This window comes from Oceanibaculum indicum P24, from assembly GCF_000299935.1.
In the GTDB taxonomy this organism is placed as follows: Bacteria; Pseudomonadota; Alphaproteobacteria; order Oceanibaculales; family Oceanibaculaceae; genus Oceanibaculum; species Oceanibaculum indicum.
Genome location: NZ_AMRL01000022.1, coordinates 45,894 through 63,556 on the forward strand (window position 1 = coordinate 45,894; position 17,663 = coordinate 63,556).

Below are 17,663 nucleotides of genomic sequence, written 5' to 3' on the forward strand. Positions count from 1 at the left end.
AGGCCGCCTCCCTTATGTCAGCGATTGGATATGCTTACTTGCAGGCGTAGCTCACGCCCATCGCCTGGTCGATCTTGCGGACCACTTCCCAATGACCCTTGTAGGTGATCGGGATAAACTTAGCCTCGCCGGACTTCTCGAACTCCTTCTTCAGGTCCGAGCCTTCCCAGTCGAAGGTGGCGAAGGCCTGCTTCACCTTTTCCGCCAGCTCCGGCTTCAGATTGTAGACATGGCCATAGCCGGTGGTCGGGAAGGTCTGCGACTTGTAGATCGTCTTCACCTGATCGGCCTTGATGACGCCGCGCTCGATCATGCGCTTCATCACCGAGTTGGCGATGGCGGCAGCGTCGTAATCCTTGTTGGCGACGCCCAGGATCGAATTGTCATGCTTGCCGGAGAAGGCGGTCTTGAACTCCTTGCCGGCCTCCATCTTGAATTCGGCGCGCAGCAGGGCGGACGGCGCCTTGAAACCGGAGTTCGAGGTCTCGGAGGTAAAGGCCATGGTGCGGCCCTTGATATCCTCGACCTTTTCGATGCCGCTGCCCGGATAGGTGATGATCTCCATCTCATAACCGAAGCTGTCATCGGCCTTCGCCATCATGGTGAAGGGCACGAAGCCGGCGCAGTTCACCGCCAGCGGGTTGGAGCCGGTGTTGAAGCCCGCCACATGCAGGCGGCCGGCGCGCATCGCCTCGATCTGGGCAGCGTTCGACTGCACCGGGAAGAACTGCACCTTCTTGCCGGTGGTCTTTTCCATATGCTTCAGGAAGCCGTCCCAAACCTTGGCATAGACTGCGGGGTCCTCAACCGGGGTATAGGCGAAGATCAGTGTTGCCGGGTCGATCTGGTCCTTGGCTTCCGGCACATCGGCGACCATGTCGCCATTGCGATCGCAGAAGCGGGCATCCAGCGTGCCGCGCGGGCAGTCGGCAGCGGCAGCGCCGCCGGCGGAAAAGCCCATGAAAGCGGCAACGCCAAGAGCGATGAAAGTGGGAACACGCATGGAAACCTCCCTGTCAAAATGTCCGTCGATGCTCTGCGCGGACAGTATCCGTCATTAATGACGCTTTTCTTACATACTGGTTACGTTGCCATGACAGCTTTGTCCATATCCGACTGGCTGATCGCCCATAACCAATGCCTGGCCCGGCAAGCCAGCCCTGCCGTCAGAAAAAAGGCCATCACCCTCACGGGTGACGGCCTTCTTCGTTATTGCGTTACGAGCGCTGTCAGGCGGCGGTCTGGCCGCTGCCCTCACCCAGCTTGGAGGCCAGCGAGGCTTCCAGGAACCGGTCGATATCGCCATCCAGCACGGCGCCGGAATTGCCGGTCTCCACGCCGGTGCGCAGATCCTTCACCATCTGGTAGGGCTGCAGCACATAGGAGCGGATCTGGTGGCCCCAGCCGATATCGGTCTTGGCGTCTTCCTGCGCCTGTGCTGCCTCTTCGCGCTTCTGCAGTTCCAGCTCATAGAGCCGCGCCTTCAGCATGGAGAAGGCGGTGGCGCGGTTCTTGTGCTGCGAGCGGTCGCTCTGGCACTGCACCACGATGCCGGTCGGGATGTGGGTGATGCGGATGGCACTGTCGGTCTTGTTCACGTGCTGGCCGCCGGCACCCGAGGCCCGGTAGGTATCGATGCGCAGGTCCTTTTCCTGGTATTCGACCTCGATCTCGTCATCGACCACCGGATAGACCCACACCGAGGAGAAGCTGGTATGGCGCCGGGCCTGCGAATCGAAGGGCGAGATACGCACCAGCCGGTGCACGCCGCTTTCATGCTTCAGCCAGCCATAGGCATTGGGGCCGGTGATCTTCAGCGTGGCCGATTTCAGCCCGGCCTCTTCACCCGCACTCTCTTCCAGCCATTCGACCTTGTAGTCGTGCTGTTCCGCCCAGCGCGTGTACATGCGCGACAGCATCAGGGCCCAGTCCTGCGCCTCGGTGCCGCCAGCGCCGGCATGCACTTCGAGATAGCAGTCATTTCCGTCCGCCTCGCCTGACAGCAGGCTTTCCAGCTGCTTCTTGGCCGCCATCTCACGCAGGCGCTGCAGCGCCTTCTCGGCCTCGGCGACGACATCCTGATCGTCCTCCATCTCGCCGAGTTCGATCAGCTCCAGCGTGTCGTTCAGCTCCCGCTCGATGGAGCGGTAGCCTTCGATGCCCTTTTCCAGCTGGGTGCGCTCGCGCAGCAGCTTCTGGGCCTTCTCGCTGTCGTTCCAGAGGTTGGGGTCGGCCGTAAGGGCATTCAGCTCGTCAAACCGGGAAACCGCACGATCCCAGTCAAAGATGCCTCCTCAGCAGCGCCAACGAGTCTCTGATCTCGTCAGCGACCGCTTGAATTTCCGCGCGCATCGCGTTCTCCAAGTCCAATCGGTTCAAATCATTGCGCCGGCGTCATGCCGGCGGGAGCGCCCTTAATACAGGCCGCCGAGGCCGGTCGCAACCGGGGCGGCACTGTCGCCGGGCGCTTCGCTGACGCCGGGCACCGGCGGCATGTCCACCTGTCCCGGTTCCGGTGCCGTGCCGGGGCGGAACGCTTCCAGGATCACAGCACCGCCATCGCCGGACCGCGCCAGCTGGCCCGACGAGGCATCAATGCGCACGAACTGCACGCCGGGTGGCACGCGGAACGGGATCGAGGGCTCACCCTCCAGCGCTTCGGCCATGAAATCCTTGAAGATCGGCGCCGCGACCGTGGAGCCAGACTCGCGCCCGCCCAGCGTGCGCGGCTGGTCGAAACCAACGAATACACCCACCGCCAGGTCCGGCGAGAAGCCGACGAACCAGGTGTCGAAACTGTCGTTGGTGGTGCCGGTCTTGCCGGCCAGCGGGCGGTTGAGCTCGGCAATGCGCCGCCCGGTGCCGCGCAGCACGACCCCTTGCAGCATGGAGGTCATCTGATAGGCGGTAACCGGCGAGACCACCTCCTGGCGCTGGTCGGGAATCTGCGGCACGCTCTGCCCGTCCCAGCCTTCAACCAGACAGCCCTCGCAGGGCCGGGCATCGTGACGGTACAGCGTCTGGCCATTGCGATCCTGGATGCGGTCGATCACATGCGGCGTGATCCGCTTGCCGCCATTCACGATCATGGCGTAGCCAGCGGTCATTCGCATCAGCGTCGTCTCCCCCGCGCCCAGTGACATGGAGAGCAGCGGCTGCAGATCGTCCATCACACCGAAGCGGCGGGCGTAATCCACCACTTTCGGCATGCCGACCATGGCGGCAAGCCGCACCGTCATCAGATTGCGCGACTTCTCGATGCCGACGCGCATCGGCTGCGGGCCATAGAATTCGTTGGAATAGTTGGAGGGCTTCCATTTCGGCAGCCCCGGCCCCTGATCCAGCACGATGGGGCCGTCGATGATGACGGTGGCAGGCGTGAAGCCGCTGTCCAGCGCCGCCATATAGACGAAGGGCTTGAAGGAGGAGCCCGGCTGCCGGTTGGCCTGGGTGACCCGGTTGAACTGGCTTTCGTCGAAACTCCAGCCGCCGGTCATCGCCAGCACGCGGCCGGTATGCGGGTCCATCGCCACCAGCGCGCCCTCGACCTCGGGCACCTGGCGCAGGGCGAAATTCCCGTCCGAGACGGCCTCGACAGCGATTACATCGCCGACCGCCAGTACGTCACCGGCGCGGCGCACCTCCGGCCCCAGCTTCTGGTCCTCCTGCCAGGGCCGCGCCCAGCGCAGCTCCGAGAACGGCACCGTGCCAGGCGCACCATCGGTCAGGCCGATCGTGGCCCGGTCATTGGCGACCTCCAGCACGACGGCCAGCCGCCAGGGCGCCAGGCCGGCCGGCGTCTTGATCCCCGCCAGGGCAATCTGCCAGTTGCCACGCACATCGATGCGGTCGATGGGACCGCGCCAGCCATGCCGGCGGTCATAGGCGACAAGACCGTCCCGCAGCACGCGGTCAGCGATGCTCTGCAGCTTCGGCGAGATCGAGGTGCGGACCGACAGGCCGCCGCCATAGGCCCCCGCCTCACCGAAACGGTCCACCAGCTCGCGGCGCACTTCCTCGGCAAAATAATCCGCAACCGTGAACTGCTCCGCATCGCGCCGCCGCATCATCAGCGGCTCGGCTATCGCCGCCTCGGCTTCGGCGGCCGAGATATGGCCATTCTCCAGCATGCGCATGATGACCCAGTCGCGCCGGGCCTTCGCCGCCTCATGATGGCGGACCGGGTGATAATTGCTGGGCGCTTTCGGCAAGGCCGCCAGATAGGCTGCCTCGGCGACGGTCAGATCGTCCAGCGACTTGTTGAAATAGTTCAGCGCGGCCGCCGCGACGCCATAGGCGCGGTTGCCGAGGAAAATCTCGTTCAGATACAGCTCAAGAATGCGTTCCTTGCTGAAGGCCTTTTCCATCCGGAAGGCCAGCATCGCCTCCTTGATCTTGCGGTCGATGGAAACCTCGTTGGTCAGCAGGAAGTTCTTGGCGACCTGCTGCGTGATGGTGGAGGCCCCCACCGGACGCCGGTCGGAGCCGAACTGCTGGAGGTTCTGCACCACGGCCCGCAGGATGCCCTGCACATCGATGCCGGGATGTTCGAAGAAATTCTTGTCCTCGGCCGACAGGAAGGCATTCACCAGCCGCTTGGGCATCGCCTCATAGGGCACGAAGACCCGGCGTTCCGTTGCATATTCGGCCAGCAGGCGCCCGTCGCCGGCATGCACGCGGGTCACCATCGGCGGCTGGTAATCCGCCAGCTGCTTATAGTCCGGCAGATCCTGGCTGTAATGATGCAGGACGAAAGCCACGCCCGCCGCGCCGACAATCGTCAGCAGCAGTGCCAGGCCCGCCAGATATCCAAGAAACCGTGTCATTTTCCTCCGAGGCCCGTCTTCCCGTGCCCGTTTTAGGCACCCGCTTTCCGGCACGGGCCGCCGCCATTATGTCACAACGTCCCGTCCCTGGCCGCCGTTCCCGCATAATCGGGCGCCTGCCAGGTATCCGCCCATCCCTTCTCAGGAACGGCTGACGCTGTCCTTGAAAGCGAAAAACGCGTCGATGCCGCCGGCGATGCCCCGGGCCAGCTTCTCGCGATAGCGCGCATCGCGCAGGTTGCGCTCATCCACCGCATTCGACAGGAATCCCAGCTCCACCAGTACCGAGGGTACATCCGGTGCTTTTAACACGGCGAATCCGGCGAAACGATGGCTGCGGCGCAGCAGCGGCGCCACCGGGTCCAGCTCCTTCAGCAGCATGGCCGCGAACCGGGCGCTGTCATTCATCGTCTCGCGTTGCGCCAGGTTGATGAGGATGTTGGTCACCTCGGGGCTTTCGGTGGACAGGTCGATCCCGCCGATCAGGTCGGCCTTGTTTTCCTTCTGCGCCAGCGCCTCGGCCTCGGCGTCGGACGCGGTTTCCGACAGCGAATAGACCGACAGGCCGCGCAGCCCCTTGTTCTTGATCGAATCGGCATGCAGCGAGATGAACAGTTCCGCCCCTTCGCGCCGCGCAATGGCGAAACGCTCGCGCAGGCGCACGAAGATGTCGCGCTCCCGGGTCAGCAGCACATGGTACTTGCCCGACCGCTCCAGGATCTGCTTCAGCTGCTTGGCCATCGCCAGCGTGATCTCTTTCTCATAGATGCCACTGACGCCGATCGCGCCCGGATCGACACCGCCATGGCCGGGATCAATCGCCACCACCCGCTTGCCGTCGGCGCGGCGCGGAGTCTCGGCGAAGGGAATCGGCGGCGGCGCCTGGGGCGTTGCGGGCGCCAGGCTGCGCCGCGCCGCCATGCTGGCGCGCGAGGCAGCCATGAACTGATCCGGCGAACTGGGGGCCACATCGATCACCAGCCGGTGATGCGGCGTCTCGCCCGGCGGCAGCAGGAAGGCCTCCTGCACCGCAAAGGGGCGCGCCATGTCCATCACGACGCGCGACACGCCCGGCTGGAACAGGCCGTAGCGCAGGCTCTGCACTTGCTGGCCGCTCTTGCCCGCAGGCATCTCCTCGCTCAGCTTCCAGTCGATCTCCGGCAGGTCGATAACCAGCCGGTAAGGATCGGGCAGCAGGATGATCTGGAACTCGACCGCCTGGGTCAGATCGAAGACGATCCGGGTCTTGTCCGGGTGCTGACCGACCCGCATGCCGGTGACGGAAGGTGCCGCCACCGCCGCGCTCGTGACCGCTGCAGCAACCAGAAAAACCAGCAAGATCAGGAAGTTGGATATGAAAGACCGCGCCGCGCGGCTGAGCCCGGCAGCGGTGGAGATAAGCGTGCAATGGGTTCCGGCCAGCTTGGCGAACATCTAGCGCCTCAGCGTCAATTCGCCACAAAATCTACATCAACTTTATGAGAGAGATCAATTCAAAACGCCAAATTCCGTTATTTTTTCGTTGCTTGCGGGATTTTCTTACAGTGGTGACAATTCCGTTGTGGCAGACCGGCCCGCGGATTATTGTGTACACGCAAATTCCCGCTGTCTGTCGCGCCCCCGCTTAATCATTGGACGTGACGGCGTCGCGATCGGTTGGTCAGGTAGAGTTCTTTTGCTCCATCGCCTCCGATGCGAGGCGCTCAGGACAATCAGGCGGAGAAAATGTGGAACCCTGGGGCCCCCGCCCTTGCCCTGCTTTACGCGAGGCTTGGCGGGTTGGCCGACCGGCTATCCTTCTACTGGCCGCTTCATCATAGCGCCGTTCGGGATAGGGATGGCCCAGGCTGGCCCCGCTGATTGACCCGCAAGGGTCAGATTTTAATTGCCGCGCCGGCGCCGCTGACCCTGAAAAGGTTACGGTTAGCCTAGGCGCGCCCGGAGAAAGATATATGACGAAGCGTATGCTTATCGACGCGACCCATTCCGAAGAAACCCGGATGGTCGTGCTAAACGGCAATCGTCTTGAAGAGTTTGATTTCGAAACAGCTGCCAAGCGCCCCCTGAAGGGCAATATCTACCTCGCCCGTGTTACCCGGGTCGAACCCTCGCTGCAGGCGGCGTTCGTGGAATATGGCGGCAACCGCCACGGCTTCCTGGCCTTCAATGAAATCCATCCCGACTATTACCGCATCCCCATCGCCGACCGCGAAGCGCTGGTCAGCGAGATGGAAGCCGAGCGCGAGGAACACGCCAACGGCAATGGCGATTCGGTCGAGGTGCTGGGCGGCGACGATGTCGAGGAAGTGCAGCGCCGGCGGCCCAACCTGTCGCGCCAGTACAAGATCCAGGAGGTGGTGAAGCGCCGCCAGATCATGCTGGTCCAGGTCACCAAGGAGGAGCGCGGCACCAAGGGTGCGGCCCTGACCACCTTCCTGTCACTGCCCGGCCGCTATTGCGTGCTGATGCCGAACACCTCGCGCGGCGGCGGCGTCTCCCGCAAGATCACCAACGTCAACGACCGCAAGCGTCTGAAGAAGATCGTCGAGGAGCTGGAGCTTCCCGATGGCATGGCGGTGATCGTGCGCACCGCCGGGTCGGAGCGCTCCAAGGCCGAGATCAAGCGCGACTTCGACTACCTCATCAAGCTGTGGGACGACATCCGCGAACTGACGCTGCAGTCCAACGCGCCGTCGCTGATCTATGAGGAGGGCAACCTCATCAAGCGTGCGCTGCGCGACATCTATGACAGCGAGATCGAGGAAGTGCTGCTGGAGGGCGAGGAAGGCTACAAGAGCGCCAAGGCCTTCATGAAGGACCTGATCCCCAGCCACGCCCGCAAGGTGCAGCAGTACAAGGACCCGGTCATCCCGCTGTTCCAGCGCTATCAGGTGGAAAGCCAGCTGGACGCGATCCACAGCCCGACCGTGCAGCTGAAGTCCGGCGGCTACATCGTGATGAACCAGACCGAGGCGCTGGTCGCCATCGACGTGAACTCCGGCCGGTCCACGCGCGAGCGCAATATCGAGGAAACCGCCTATCGCACCAATCTGGAGGCGGCGGAGGAAGTGGCGCGCCAGCTTCGCCTGCGCGACCTGTCCGGCCTGATCGTGATCGACTTCATCGATATGGAGGAGAACCGCAATCAGCAGGCGGTCGAACGCAAGCTGAAGGAGGCGATGAAGAACGACAGGGCGCGGATCCAGATCGGCCGGATCAGCCATTTCGGCCTGTTGGAACTGTCGCGCCAGCGGTTGCGCCCCAGCGTGTTCGAGACCGCCAACCAGCCCTGCCCGCATTGCGGCGGCACCGGCTATATCCGCTCCACCGACACCACAGCGCTGCATGTGCTGCGCGCCATCGAGGAAGAAGGTATCCGCCAGCGCGCGTCGGAAATCGCCGTCTATGTGCCGACCCAGATCGCCTTGTACATCTTGAACCAGAAGCGTGCCGCCCTGGCCCAGATCGAGGCGCGCTACAGCTTCCAGGTCATGATCGGCAGCGACGACACGCTGATCCCGCCCGCCTTCCGCCTGGAACGGGTACGCCAGCGCAGCGCCGAGGAGCAGGCCGCCCTTGAGGCCGCCGCACCGGTCCGCATCGAGGCCCCGGCCGAAATTGACGAGGATGAGGACATCCTTGAGCAGGACGAGGCCGCCGAAACCCAGGACGAGAATCAGGACGGCGCCCAGGAGGGTGAAGCCCGCGAGGGCCGGCGCCGTCGGCGCCGCCGGTCTGGCCGGGGTGGTGGCCGCGATGGCGAGCAGCGTCAGGTGGCGTCGGACGAGAGCGCCGAGACGGCTGACGGCGACGAGGATGCCGGCGAATCGGAAGATACCGGCACGCCTACTGGCGAAAAGCTGAGTGCGGAAGAGGAAGAGCGTCAGCGCAAGCGGCGCCGGCGGGGCCGGCGCGGCGGGCGGCGGCGGCGGCGCACGCAGGAGGAGCAGGATAATCTTGCGGCCTCCGGCGAGACTGCCGACTCCGAGTCCGATGCGGGTTCTGCCGATGAATCCCAGCCCGATGCGGCTCCCGCTGCCGCTGAAGCGCCAGAAGAAGCCGCTCAGGCCGCTGACGGGGCGGAAAAGCCCAAACGCAGCCGCCGCAGCCGCAGCGCCAAGAAGCCTGCCGAGGTAACCGCCGAGGCACCGGCTGAAGCGGAAGCCGCCCCGGCGGCGGAAGAGCCGGAAGCGGAAGCGCCGGCCAAGCCGAAGCGCCCGAGCCGCCGCAAGCCCAAGGCCGAGGCCGCAGCCGCTGCAACGGATGAAACGGTGACGGCTGAAGCGGCGACAGAGCCTGCCGCAACGCCGGAGGCCGACGCGGAACAGCCAAAGCCGGCACCGCGCAAGCGCACGACCCGCAAGGCGGCGGCGAAGCCGGAAACCGCGGAGGCCGAGAAGCCGAAGCGCACCCGCGCCCCCCGCAAGCCGAAGGCAGCCATAGCGGATGCGCAAGAAGCCGCTGCCCCGAGCGAGGCCGCCGCTTTGACGGTGGAAGCAGCGGAAGCCGCCACACCTGCCGCCACACCGGCCGCTGGGACCGTCATCGTCGAGGTCGGTCAGGCGGAGACCAAGGAAAAGCCGGAGGAACCGGCAAAGCCGGCAAGGCGCGGCTGGTGGAGCCGTGCGGTCGGCCGCTGATCTGAAATTCTCATAATTTTAAGACAAAGACTCCCGGGATAATATTCCGGGAGTCTTTTTTTGTTTTGTTTAAAATTTTCAGAAAAACATTTGCCACGACAATGAAAAACTTATGAACTTTACTCTGAAATAATATCCCCATTAATATTTCGTCAATCTTTTGGCCAAAGGATGAGAGCGCGTCAGATAGAAGGCGCGCCAAAGATAACCTGCCAAACAGCGACCTAATCAAAACGATCCCACCGCCGGCGTCTCCCCCCTTGTCGCCATCGACCGAAGAGTCCGACCCATGAAAGCCCTCGACAACCTGAAGGTTTCGACCAAGATTTCCGCGAATTCCGGTCTGATCCTGCTACTGCTTCTTGCTTGCAGCGGCGTAACAATCTACGGGCTGATGACGGCCAAGGATTATTTCTCGGATTATCGCAACCTGACCGTCCAGACCGTCAGCGCCGCACAGGTGCAGACCTATATGCAAACCGCCCGCATCGGGGTTACCGGCTTTGTCCTGAACGGCAACAGGCAATCGGCAGGAATGGTTGCCGAAAACGTGGCGCAAGCCCAGGAGAGCATCCAGCAGATCCTCAACCGGATCGAGGACCCGGCCATCACCGCGCGGATGGAGGGTGCGGCCAGCCAGATCCGCTCCTACGGGCAGACTTTCCAGACGCTGCTGCCGATGCAGGAACGCCGGGAACAGCTGACGCAGAAGATGCTGGAACTGGCGGAAAGCGCCAGTGCGGCGCTGAACGGCATGATGACCGGCCTGCAGCAGGAGTTCAACGCGGACGGCGTGTTCATGGCCAGCCAGGCGATGCGCCAGCTGATGCTGGCGCAAAACCAGGCCAACCTGTTCCTGTCGGAGAATGGCAGCAAGCAGGTGGATGCGGTCGCCGAACATCTGGGCAAGCTGAAGGAATCCATGGTCGGGCTGGATGTCATGGTGTCCAGCACCGAAGGCCGCCAGCATTTCGACGCGCTGAGCGCGGCCATCCCCCAATATGAGGCGGCCTTCAGCGAAGTCGTCGGCGTCACCTTGCGGCGCAACGCCACCATCGCCCACCGGCTGGATCGCATGGGCCCGCAGATCGCCAGCGATCTCGACCAGATCAAGGATGACAATGCCGCCCAGATGCGCACCATCGGCGCGGCCGCCCTTGCCGCGATCGACAACTCCTTCATCGTCGGCGCGGGCGTTTCCGCCTTTGCCCTGCTCGTCGGCATCGCCCTGTCGCTGCTGATCGGGCGCGGCATCGCCCGGCCCATCGTCGGCATGACGCAGGCCATGACAGCCCTGGCCGCCGGCGACAAGGAAAGCGAGATTCCCGCCCAGAACCGCAAGGACGAGGTCGGCCAGATGGCTGGCGCCGTCCAGGTGTTCAAGGAGAACATGATCCGCGCCGACGAGATGGCGGCCCAGCAGGCCGCCGAGCAGCAGGCACGGGAGAGGCGCGCCAAGGCCATCGAGCAGATGACCCAGGATTTCGATGCCGCCGTCGCCGGGGTTCTGGCCCAGGTCGGTGCCGCCACGGCGGAATTGCAGTCCACCGCCTCCTCCATGTCAGCCACGGCGGAGCAGACCAACCATCAGGCCGGCGCTGTCGCCGCGGCCTCCGAACAGGCCGCCGCCAACGTCCAGACCGTCGCCGCCGCCTCGGAGGAACTGTACAGCTCGATCCAGGAGATCGGCCGCCAGGTCAGCCAGTCCTCGACCATCGCCGACAAGGCGAGCAAGGATGCGCGCAAGACCAACGAGCAGGTTGAGGCCCTGGCCCACGCCGCGCAGAAGATCGGCGAGGTGGTCCGGCTGATCCAGGATATCGCCGAACAGACCAACCTGCTGGCGCTGAACGCGACCATCGAGGCGGCCCGCGCCGGCGAGGCCGGCAAGGGCTTCGCCGTGGTGGCGTCCGAGGTGAAGTCGCTGGCCACCCAGACCGCCCGCGCGACTGAGGAGATCGGCCAGCAGATCGGCAGCATCCAGACCGAGACGAGTTCGGCCGTCTCCGCCATCCGCGAGATCGGCCAGACCATCGCGGAGATCAACGACATCGCCGCCAATATCGCGGCCGCCGTCGAGGAACAGGGCGCGGCGACGCAGGAAATCTCCCGCAATGTGCAGGAAGCGGCGAAGGGCACGCAGGAAGTGTCCACCAACATCGTCGGCGTCACCCAGGCCGCGGCCGAAACCGGCCAGGCCGCCGATCAGGTGACCCATTCCGCCGGCAATGTCGCCAGCCAGTCGGAAGAGCTGCGCCTGGCCGTGGAAAACTTCCTGAAGGGGGTCAGGGCCGCCTGAACGGGCTGCCCCCGCAAACAGAAAAAGGCGCCGTCACCGGCGCCTTTTTCATATCAGCTCAGGAAATCGCCGATCCTCTCCGCCGCCTTCGCCACATCCTCCGTGGCGCCGGCATAGGACAGGCGGACAAAGCGGTTGCCCCGCGCCGGATCGAAATCCATGCCGGGTGTCAGCGCCACCCCGGTCTCGGCCAGTAGCCGGCGGCAGAATTCCGCGCTGTCATTGGTGAAGCGCCCGACATCGGCATAGATGTAGAAAGCACCGTCGGCCCGCGAGAACTCCGTGATGCCGGCCTTCGGCAGCGCCTCCAGCAGGATGTCCCGGTTGCGCCGGTAATTGGCAACCAGCGCGTCCAGCTCCTCCGTGCAGTCGAACGCCGCCACCGCCGCATGCTGCGACAGGGCGGAGGCGGAGATGAACAGGTTCTGCCCCAGACACTCGACCGGCCGGACCATATCCTCCGGCAGCACCAGCCAGCCCAGCCGCCAGCCGGTCATCGAGAAATATTTCGAGAAGCTGTTCACCACCACGGCACTGGCGGAGCTGGCCAGCGCGGTTGCCGCCCGCGCCTCGAACTCGATGCCGTGATAGATCTCGTCGGAGATCAGCCGGATGCCCTGCTCGTCGCAATAACGGGAAATCTCCGCCAGCCCCTCGGATGACACGATGCTGCCGGTCGGGTTGGCGGGGCTGGCCAGGATCAGCCCGTCGATGCGGCCCTTCTCCTGCATTTCTCGCAGCAGCGGCACTGTCGGCTGGTAGGCGCTGTCCGGCCCGGTCGGGATTTCCACCGGCTCCAGCCCCAGCGCCACCAGGATGTTGCGGTAGGCGGGATAGCCGGGGGCGGCCAGCGCCACCCGGTCGCCCGGCTCGAACGCTGCCAGGAAGGACAGGATGAAGCCGCCGGAGGAACCAGGCGTGACAACGATGCGCGCCGGATCGACAGAGACGCCATAGCGCGCCCGGTAATGCTCGGCCAGCCTTTCGCGCAGGGGCAGGATACCGAAAGCATCGGTATAGCCCAGCAGCTCGCTGTCGATGGCGCGCTTGGCCGCTTCCAGCACTTTGGACGGTGCCCCGGTCGAGGGCTGACCGATTTCCAGATGCAGCACATCGGCGCCGGTGGCCGCGCGCTCATTGGCGGCGCGCATCACATCCATGACGATAAAGCCGGGAATCCGCCCCCGCTTGGCGATCTTCATACGCTGTTCCTTGTTCTTACGATCGGTACGCTTCGAATCCGTCAGCCGCCGCTGGCGGCAAGCCCATAGCCACGCGGATCGGTGGCACGGATGCATTGCGGGTTACCCGGCAGGCCCTGCGGACAATGCGCCGCCTGCACCCGGCCGAAATGCCGCCCCTCTTCCAGCCGGTAGCCGCGCGCGGCAAGGTCGGCACGCACCGCCTCCGGCAGGGTCTTCTCATACCAGAGCGTATGGGCGGTGCCGCCCAGATGCAGACGCGGTACGGCGACCGCCTGATCCAGCGGCATTTCCGCCTGGACCGCATCCAGCGTTACGCGGACCAGCGCGCTGGTGGCGGAGAAGCCGCCGCTGCCGGTGCCGGTGAAATAGACATTCTTGCTGTTCTCGTTGAACACGATCAGCGCATGGCCGACCGGCCCCAGCTGGCCGGCGGGGGCCGGCGGTGGCGCCACGATGAAGCCGAGGCCCGGCACCTTGCGCAGCGTGCCGAACGGCGTGTTCATGGTGAAGCTGCAGGCCACCATCTGGCCGGCACGGTCATAGGTGACGATGCCCGCCGCCCCCGGCCCGCCATGCGCCGGCGCGGAAAGCGGCAGCTCCGCCGTGTCCCCGTCAGCCTTGGACCGGTCGTGGCCGCGCATCGCTGCCTCAGCCTCTTCCTCGCCCAGCGGGCGGACCTTGCCATCGGCGCGAATCTGGTCGGCAACCGCCCGGTGCGCGCGCAGGCTGGCGTCGGCCAGCAGATGCGGGCGGTCGGCAGGGGCCGCAGCGGCATAGGAACGGCCATCGGTCAGCAGCCGCCACAGGCTGCCAGCAATCGCGCCATTCACCGAATCGGTGCTGGCCAGCACCACCTTGTGGACGCCGAGTTCCAGCCCGCCATGCGGGCGCCAGCGCGGCACATAGGCCTGCAGCGCCGCTGGCGGCAGGCTGCCGCCGCTCTGCTCGATGGCGACGGAAAGCTCGCGCGCCATCCGGCCGGTATAGAGGTCGCCGATGCCGGCCTGCCGCAGCCGGCCCAGCGTTGCGCCAAGGTCGAGCTGGGTCAGCGGGTCGCCTTCGCGAACCAGTCGACCTTGCGTCACGAAATTCTGCCGCATGTCGGGAATCTGTGCGATGGCGCGCCCGGCGAAGGCCACATCCTCGGCCAGCGCGCGCGAGACCGGCTCACCGAAACGCGCCAGGCGCTCGGCCGGCAGGATCAGCTGATCGATCGGCAGGCGGCCATAGCGCGCATGCAGGGCGAACACGCCGCGTGGCGCCGCCGGGATCGCCACGGCGTTCTGTTCGGTGCCGGAGGCCACAGCCGGAAATTCCAGCGCCTCGCCGACATTGGCGCGCCGGTCATAGACCGCGCACGCACCGCCGCCGCCAAGCCCGACCGAGGAGGGCAACGTCACCGACAGCGCGAAATAGCCGGCGACCGCCGCATCTGCGGCCGTGCCGCCCGCCGCCAGCACGTCGCGCGCGACCAGCGCCGCCCTCGGTTCCCCCGATACCGCGCCACCGACGAAGTCCGGCGCGATGAACTGCGTCGTTTCCTTGCCGCTGCAACCGGCCAGAACGCCCAGAGAGCATGCCAGGCCCATGGCCGCGGCTATCGGACGACGCCAGGCGGTCAGTGACAGCATAATCTCGAAAACCTTTCATTGACGGGAGGGACTGCCCCGCTTACTTACCAAGGCGGGGCGAGGAGAGACGCTACAGTGCTTCACAAATTCCGCGTTCTGGTCGCCATAATCCTGTCGGTCGTCATAGCGGGTTTGCCGCTGCCGGCGGCGGCAGCGGGCATGAGCCTGATTCGCGACACGGAAATCGAAAATACCATCCGCGACTATGCGACGCCACTGTTCGCAGCAGCCGGGCTGCAGCCGGACAATATCCGCATCTTCATCGTCAACAGCGACGACATCAATGCCTTCGTTGCCGGTGGTCAGAACCTGTTCCTAAATACCGGCCTGCTGGTGCGCTCCGACAATCCCAACCAGATCATGGGGGTCATCGCGCACGAAACCGGCCACATTGCCGGCGGTCACCTGGCCCGGCTGCAGGACGAGTTGCGCCGCGCCAGCATCGCGCAGATCCTGTCGATGGTGCTGGGCGCCGTCGCCGTCGCCGCGTCCGGCCAGGGCGAGGCCGGCATGGGCGTCATGGTCGGCGGCTCGGAAATGGCGCGCCGTGTGCTGCTGCAATATAACCGCAACCAGGAACAGGCGGCCGATCAGGCCGGCGTGAAATATCTGGATGCCATCGGCCAGTCCAGCCGCGGCATGGTGGAAATCCTGGAAAAGCTGAGCGGCCAGGAAATGCTGCTGGCCAGCCGCCAGTCGCCCTATGTGCGCAGCCATCCGCTGACCAGCGAACGCATGACCTTCGTGCGCAACCACATGGCCAATTCGCCCTACGCCGATGCGCCGCCGCCCGAGGGCTTCCCGATGCGCCACAAGCGCATGGTGGCGAAGCTGCATGGTTTCATGCATCCGCCCGGCCGGACGCTGATGGAATATCCGGAAAGCGACACCAGCCTGCCGGCGCGCTATGCGCGGGCCATCGCCTATTACCGCATCCCGGACCTGAACCGCGCCGTGCCCGCCATCGACGCGCTGATCGCCGAGCATCCCGACGATCCCTATTTCCATGAGCTGAAAGGCCAGATGCTCTATGAAAATGGCCGCGTCGCCGAGGCGCAGAAGGCCTATGCCGAGGCCATCGAGCGCCTGCCCGACGCGCCGCTGATCCGCGCTTCCCATGCCGAGACGCTGCTGGCCCTGAATCAGGAGGAGCCCACCCGCCGGGCGCTGGCGGAACTGCAGCAATCAGTACGCCAGCAGCCGGAAAACAGCCGCGCCTGGCGTCAGCTCGCCATCGCCCATGGCCGGTTGGGCGATACCGGCCTTGCCGCCCTGGCGCTCGCCGAGGAGGCGCTGCTGACCGGCCAGCGCCAGACCGCGCGGCAGCAGGCGCGCCGCGCCCAGGCCCAGCTTCCCGCCGGCTCGCCGGGCTGGCTGCGCGCCGAGGATATCGAGACCACGACGCGGCGCGACGCCGAACGCTGAGCGTACGCTATCCTGACCGTGGACAGGGCGCCCCCTGCCCCGCATAGTCGGCACGCCGCTTAGGGAAAACAAAAAGGAGAAAGCCCGGTGGGTCGATATACGGCGAACCCTCGTTCAGCCCTCGCTCTGGCCGTGCTGGCACTGGCCGGTGCATTTCTGATGCTGGCAGGCGCCCCCGTCCGGGCCGATACGCCAAAGGCGGACGCCGCCCCTGCGGCAACCCCGGCACCGGCTGGCTTCGACGCGACGCAGAAGCAGGCCATCGAGCAGATTGTCCGCGATTATCTGCTGGCCAACCCGGAAGTGCTGCGCGACGCCCTGATCGAGCTGGGCAGCCGCGAGAAGGCCGCCGCCGAGGATCAGCGCAAGCAGCGCATCGCCGATCTGCGCGCCGAGTTGGAGCGCGAGCCAGACGATCCCGTGCTCGGCAATCCCGACGGGGCGATCACCATCGTCGAGTTCTTCGATTACCAGTGCGGCTACTGCAAGGCGATGAAGCCGGTCATGCAGAACATCCTGGCCAGCGAGAAGGATGTCCGCGTGGTGATGAAGGAATTCCCGATCCTGAGCGCGGTCTCCGTCACGGCCGCGCGTGCCGCGCTGGCTGCCCGCGAACAGGGCAAGTACCAGGCGATGCACGACCGGCTGATGGGCTATCGCGGCCGGCTGAGCGACGAGGCGGTGTTCGCCATCGCCGGCGAGGCCGGGCTGGATATCGAGCGGCTGAAGGCAGACATGCAGGCGCCGGCGGTGGCGGCGGTGCTGGAACGCAACCAGCAGCTGGCCGAGCGTCTGGAGATCAGCGGCACGCCCAGCTTCATCGTCGGCGAGACGCTGGTTCCCGGCGCCGTGAACGAGGAAGGACTGCGCAAGCTGATCGCCGAAACCCGGGCAAAGCTGTAAGGCAGTTAGTGCACCTCCGTTGCCTCTGGCGACGGGCATGCTATAAACGCGTCAATTCTGAAACAGCCGAGAGCAGCCGCGCGCGTGACCGACCGCCCCGAGATCATGATTCTGAACGGACCGAACCTCAACATGCTGGGGGTTCGCGAACCGGCGATCTATGGCCGCGAGACGTTGGGCGATATCGAGGATGCCTGCCGGGCCATGGCCGAGGATCTGGGCCTCGGCATCGATTTCCGGCAGTCCAACCACGAGGGCGAGCTGGTCTCCTGGATTCACGAGGCGCGCGACAGTGCGGACGGCATCGTCATCAATGCCGGTGCCTATACCCACACCTCGGTTGCTATCCTGGATGCGCTGACCCTGGCCGAACTGCCGGTCATCGAGGTGCATCTGTCCAACATCTACAAGCGCGAGAGCTTTCGCCATCATTCCTACATTTCGCCGGTGGCGCAGGGTGTCCTGTGCGGCTTCGGCGGTCAGGGCTATGTCCTGGCGTTGCAGGCGATGGCGCGTATCATCGGCCAAACGGACGAGTAAATGTCTAAGGAAAACGAGAAGATCGACGCGGCGATGATCCGCGAAATGGCCGCCCTGCTGAACGAGACCGGGCTGGGCGAGATCGAGTACGAAACCGGCGAGGTGCGCATCCGCGTGGCCAAGCCGGGGGCTGCGGCAATGACCGCGATTGCCGCGCCCGCGCCGGTCGCCCCGACCGCTGCGGCGGCACCGGC

At 65.3% G+C, this 17,663-nt stretch carries 11 protein-coding genes and 1 pseudogene; 6 read left to right on the top strand and 6 right to left on the bottom strand.

Features of this window, described 5'->3' with window-relative positions; genetic code table 11:
• Positions 1 to 34 precede the first annotated feature (34 nt).
• The 4 genes from phnD to P24_RS14700 all read right to left on the bottom strand — a co-directional run bounded on the left by phnD (position 35) and on the right by P24_RS14700 (position 6,260).
• Positions 35 to 1,003 carry a phosphate/phosphite/phosphonate ABC transporter substrate-binding protein gene (gene phnD, locus P24_RS14685; protein ID WP_008945527.1) on the bottom strand — a complete coding sequence of 323 codons (969 nt, stop codon included), beginning with the start codon at positions 1,001 to 1,003 and terminating at the stop codon, positions 35 to 37.
• 226 nt (positions 1,004 to 1,229) lie between these two features.
• A protein-coding gene (gene prfB / locus P24_RS14690; RefSeq protein ID WP_156816323.1) for a peptide chain release factor 2 occupies positions 1,230 to 2,352 on the bottom strand; the annotation gives its coding sequence in 2 pieces (ribosomal slippage) (positions 1,230 to 2,282 and positions 2,284 to 2,352; 1,122 coding nt in all).
• A 62-nt stretch (positions 2,353 to 2,414) separates the two neighbouring features.
• Positions 2,415 to 4,826, bottom strand: a complete 2,412-nt coding sequence (locus tag P24_RS14695; RefSeq protein ID WP_008945529.1) for a penicillin-binding protein 1A — start codon at positions 4,824 to 4,826, stop codon at positions 2,415 to 2,417.
• Positions 4,827 to 4,967: 141 nt separating this feature from the next.
• Positions 4,968 to 6,260: an N-acetylmuramoyl-L-alanine amidase gene (locus P24_RS14700; protein WP_008945530.1), complete on the bottom strand. Its 1,293-nt coding sequence runs from the start codon at positions 6,258 to 6,260 to the stop codon at positions 4,968 to 4,970.
• A 518-nt stretch (positions 6,261 to 6,778) separates the two neighbouring features.
• On the opposite strand from P24_RS14700, the gene P24_RS14705 reads away from it, so the two are divergent.
• Both P24_RS14705 and P24_RS14710 read left to right on the top strand, forming a co-directional pair.
• Complete coding sequence (locus tag P24_RS14705; protein ID WP_008945531.1) at positions 6,779 to 9,466, top strand: Rne/Rng family ribonuclease; 2,688 nt, start codon at positions 6,779 to 6,781, stop codon at positions 9,464 to 9,466.
• A gap of 289 nt (positions 9,467 to 9,755) precedes the next feature.
• Positions 9,756 to 11,765: a methyl-accepting chemotaxis protein gene (locus P24_RS14710; protein WP_008945532.1), complete on the top strand. Its 2,010-nt coding sequence runs from the start codon at positions 9,756 to 9,758 to the stop codon at positions 11,763 to 11,765.
• A 53-nt stretch (positions 11,766 to 11,818) separates the two neighbouring features.
• Here P24_RS14710 and P24_RS14715 read toward each other — a convergent pair whose 3' ends face one another.
• Together P24_RS14715 and P24_RS19375 are read right to left on the bottom strand one after the other, a co-directional pair.
• Positions 11,819 to 12,967: a pyridoxal phosphate-dependent aminotransferase gene (locus tag P24_RS14715; protein ID WP_008945533.1), complete on the bottom strand. Its 1,149-nt coding sequence runs from the start codon at positions 12,965 to 12,967 to the stop codon at positions 11,819 to 11,821.
• A gap of 41 nt (positions 12,968 to 13,008) precedes the next feature.
• Positions 13,009 to 14,601, bottom strand: coding sequence for a gamma-glutamyltransferase (locus tag P24_RS19375; RefSeq protein WP_008945534.1), 1,593 nt, complete (start codon positions 14,599 to 14,601; stop codon positions 13,009 to 13,011).
• A gap of 75 nt (positions 14,602 to 14,676) precedes the next feature.
• On the opposite strand from P24_RS19375, the gene P24_RS14725 reads away from it, so the two are divergent.
• The 4 genes and pseudogenes from P24_RS14725 to P24_RS14740 all read left to right on the top strand — a co-directional run.
• A complete protein-coding gene (locus P24_RS14725; RefSeq protein ID WP_008945535.1) occupies positions 14,677 to 16,026 on the top strand; it encodes a M48 family metalloprotease in 1,350 nt (449 codons plus the stop codon).
• Positions 16,027 to 16,113: 87 nt separating this feature from the next.
• Positions 16,114 to 16,929 carry a DsbA family protein gene (locus tag P24_RS14730; RefSeq protein ID WP_237740205.1) on the top strand — a complete coding sequence of 272 codons (816 nt, stop codon included), beginning with the start codon at positions 16,114 to 16,116 and terminating at the stop codon, positions 16,927 to 16,929.
• A gap of 84 nt (positions 16,930 to 17,013) precedes the next feature.
• On the top strand, positions 17,014 to 17,469 hold the full coding sequence (gene aroQ / locus P24_RS14735) for a type II 3-dehydroquinate dehydratase (RefSeq protein WP_008945537.1): 456 nt from the start codon (positions 17,014 to 17,016) through the stop codon (positions 17,467 to 17,469).
• Positions 17,470 to 17,663, top strand: a pseudogene (locus P24_RS14740) (acetyl-CoA carboxylase biotin carboxyl carrier protein); the annotation flags it as partial.

What these genes read in the sequence shown, in the direction of transcription:
- P24_RS14710 (WP_008945532.1), top strand. Translation starts at nt 9,756, where the DNA reads ATGAAAGCCCTCGACAACCTGAAGGTTTCGACCAAGATTTCCGCGAAT.
- P24_RS14715 (WP_008945533.1), bottom strand. Translation starts at nt 12,967, where the DNA reads ATGAAGATCGCCAAGCGGGGGCGGATTCCCGGCTTTATCGTCATGGAT.
- phnD (WP_008945527.1), bottom strand. Translation starts at nt 1,003, where the DNA reads ATGCGTGTTCCCACTTTCATCGCTCTTGGCGTTGCCGCTTTCATGGGC.
- P24_RS14695 (WP_008945529.1), bottom strand. Translation starts at nt 4,826, where the DNA reads ATGACACGGTTTCTTGGATATCTGGCGGGCCTGGCACTGCTGCTGACG.
- P24_RS19375 (WP_008945534.1), bottom strand. Translation starts at nt 14,601, where the DNA reads ATGCTGTCACTGACCGCCTGGCGTCGTCCGATAGCCGCGGCCATGGGC.
- P24_RS14700 (WP_008945530.1), bottom strand. Translation starts at nt 6,260, where the DNA reads ATGTTCGCCAAGCTGGCCGGAACCCATTGCACGCTTATCTCCACCGCT.
- P24_RS14705 (WP_008945531.1), top strand. Translation starts at nt 6,779, where the DNA reads ATGACGAAGCGTATGCTTATCGACGCGACCCATTCCGAAGAAACCCGG.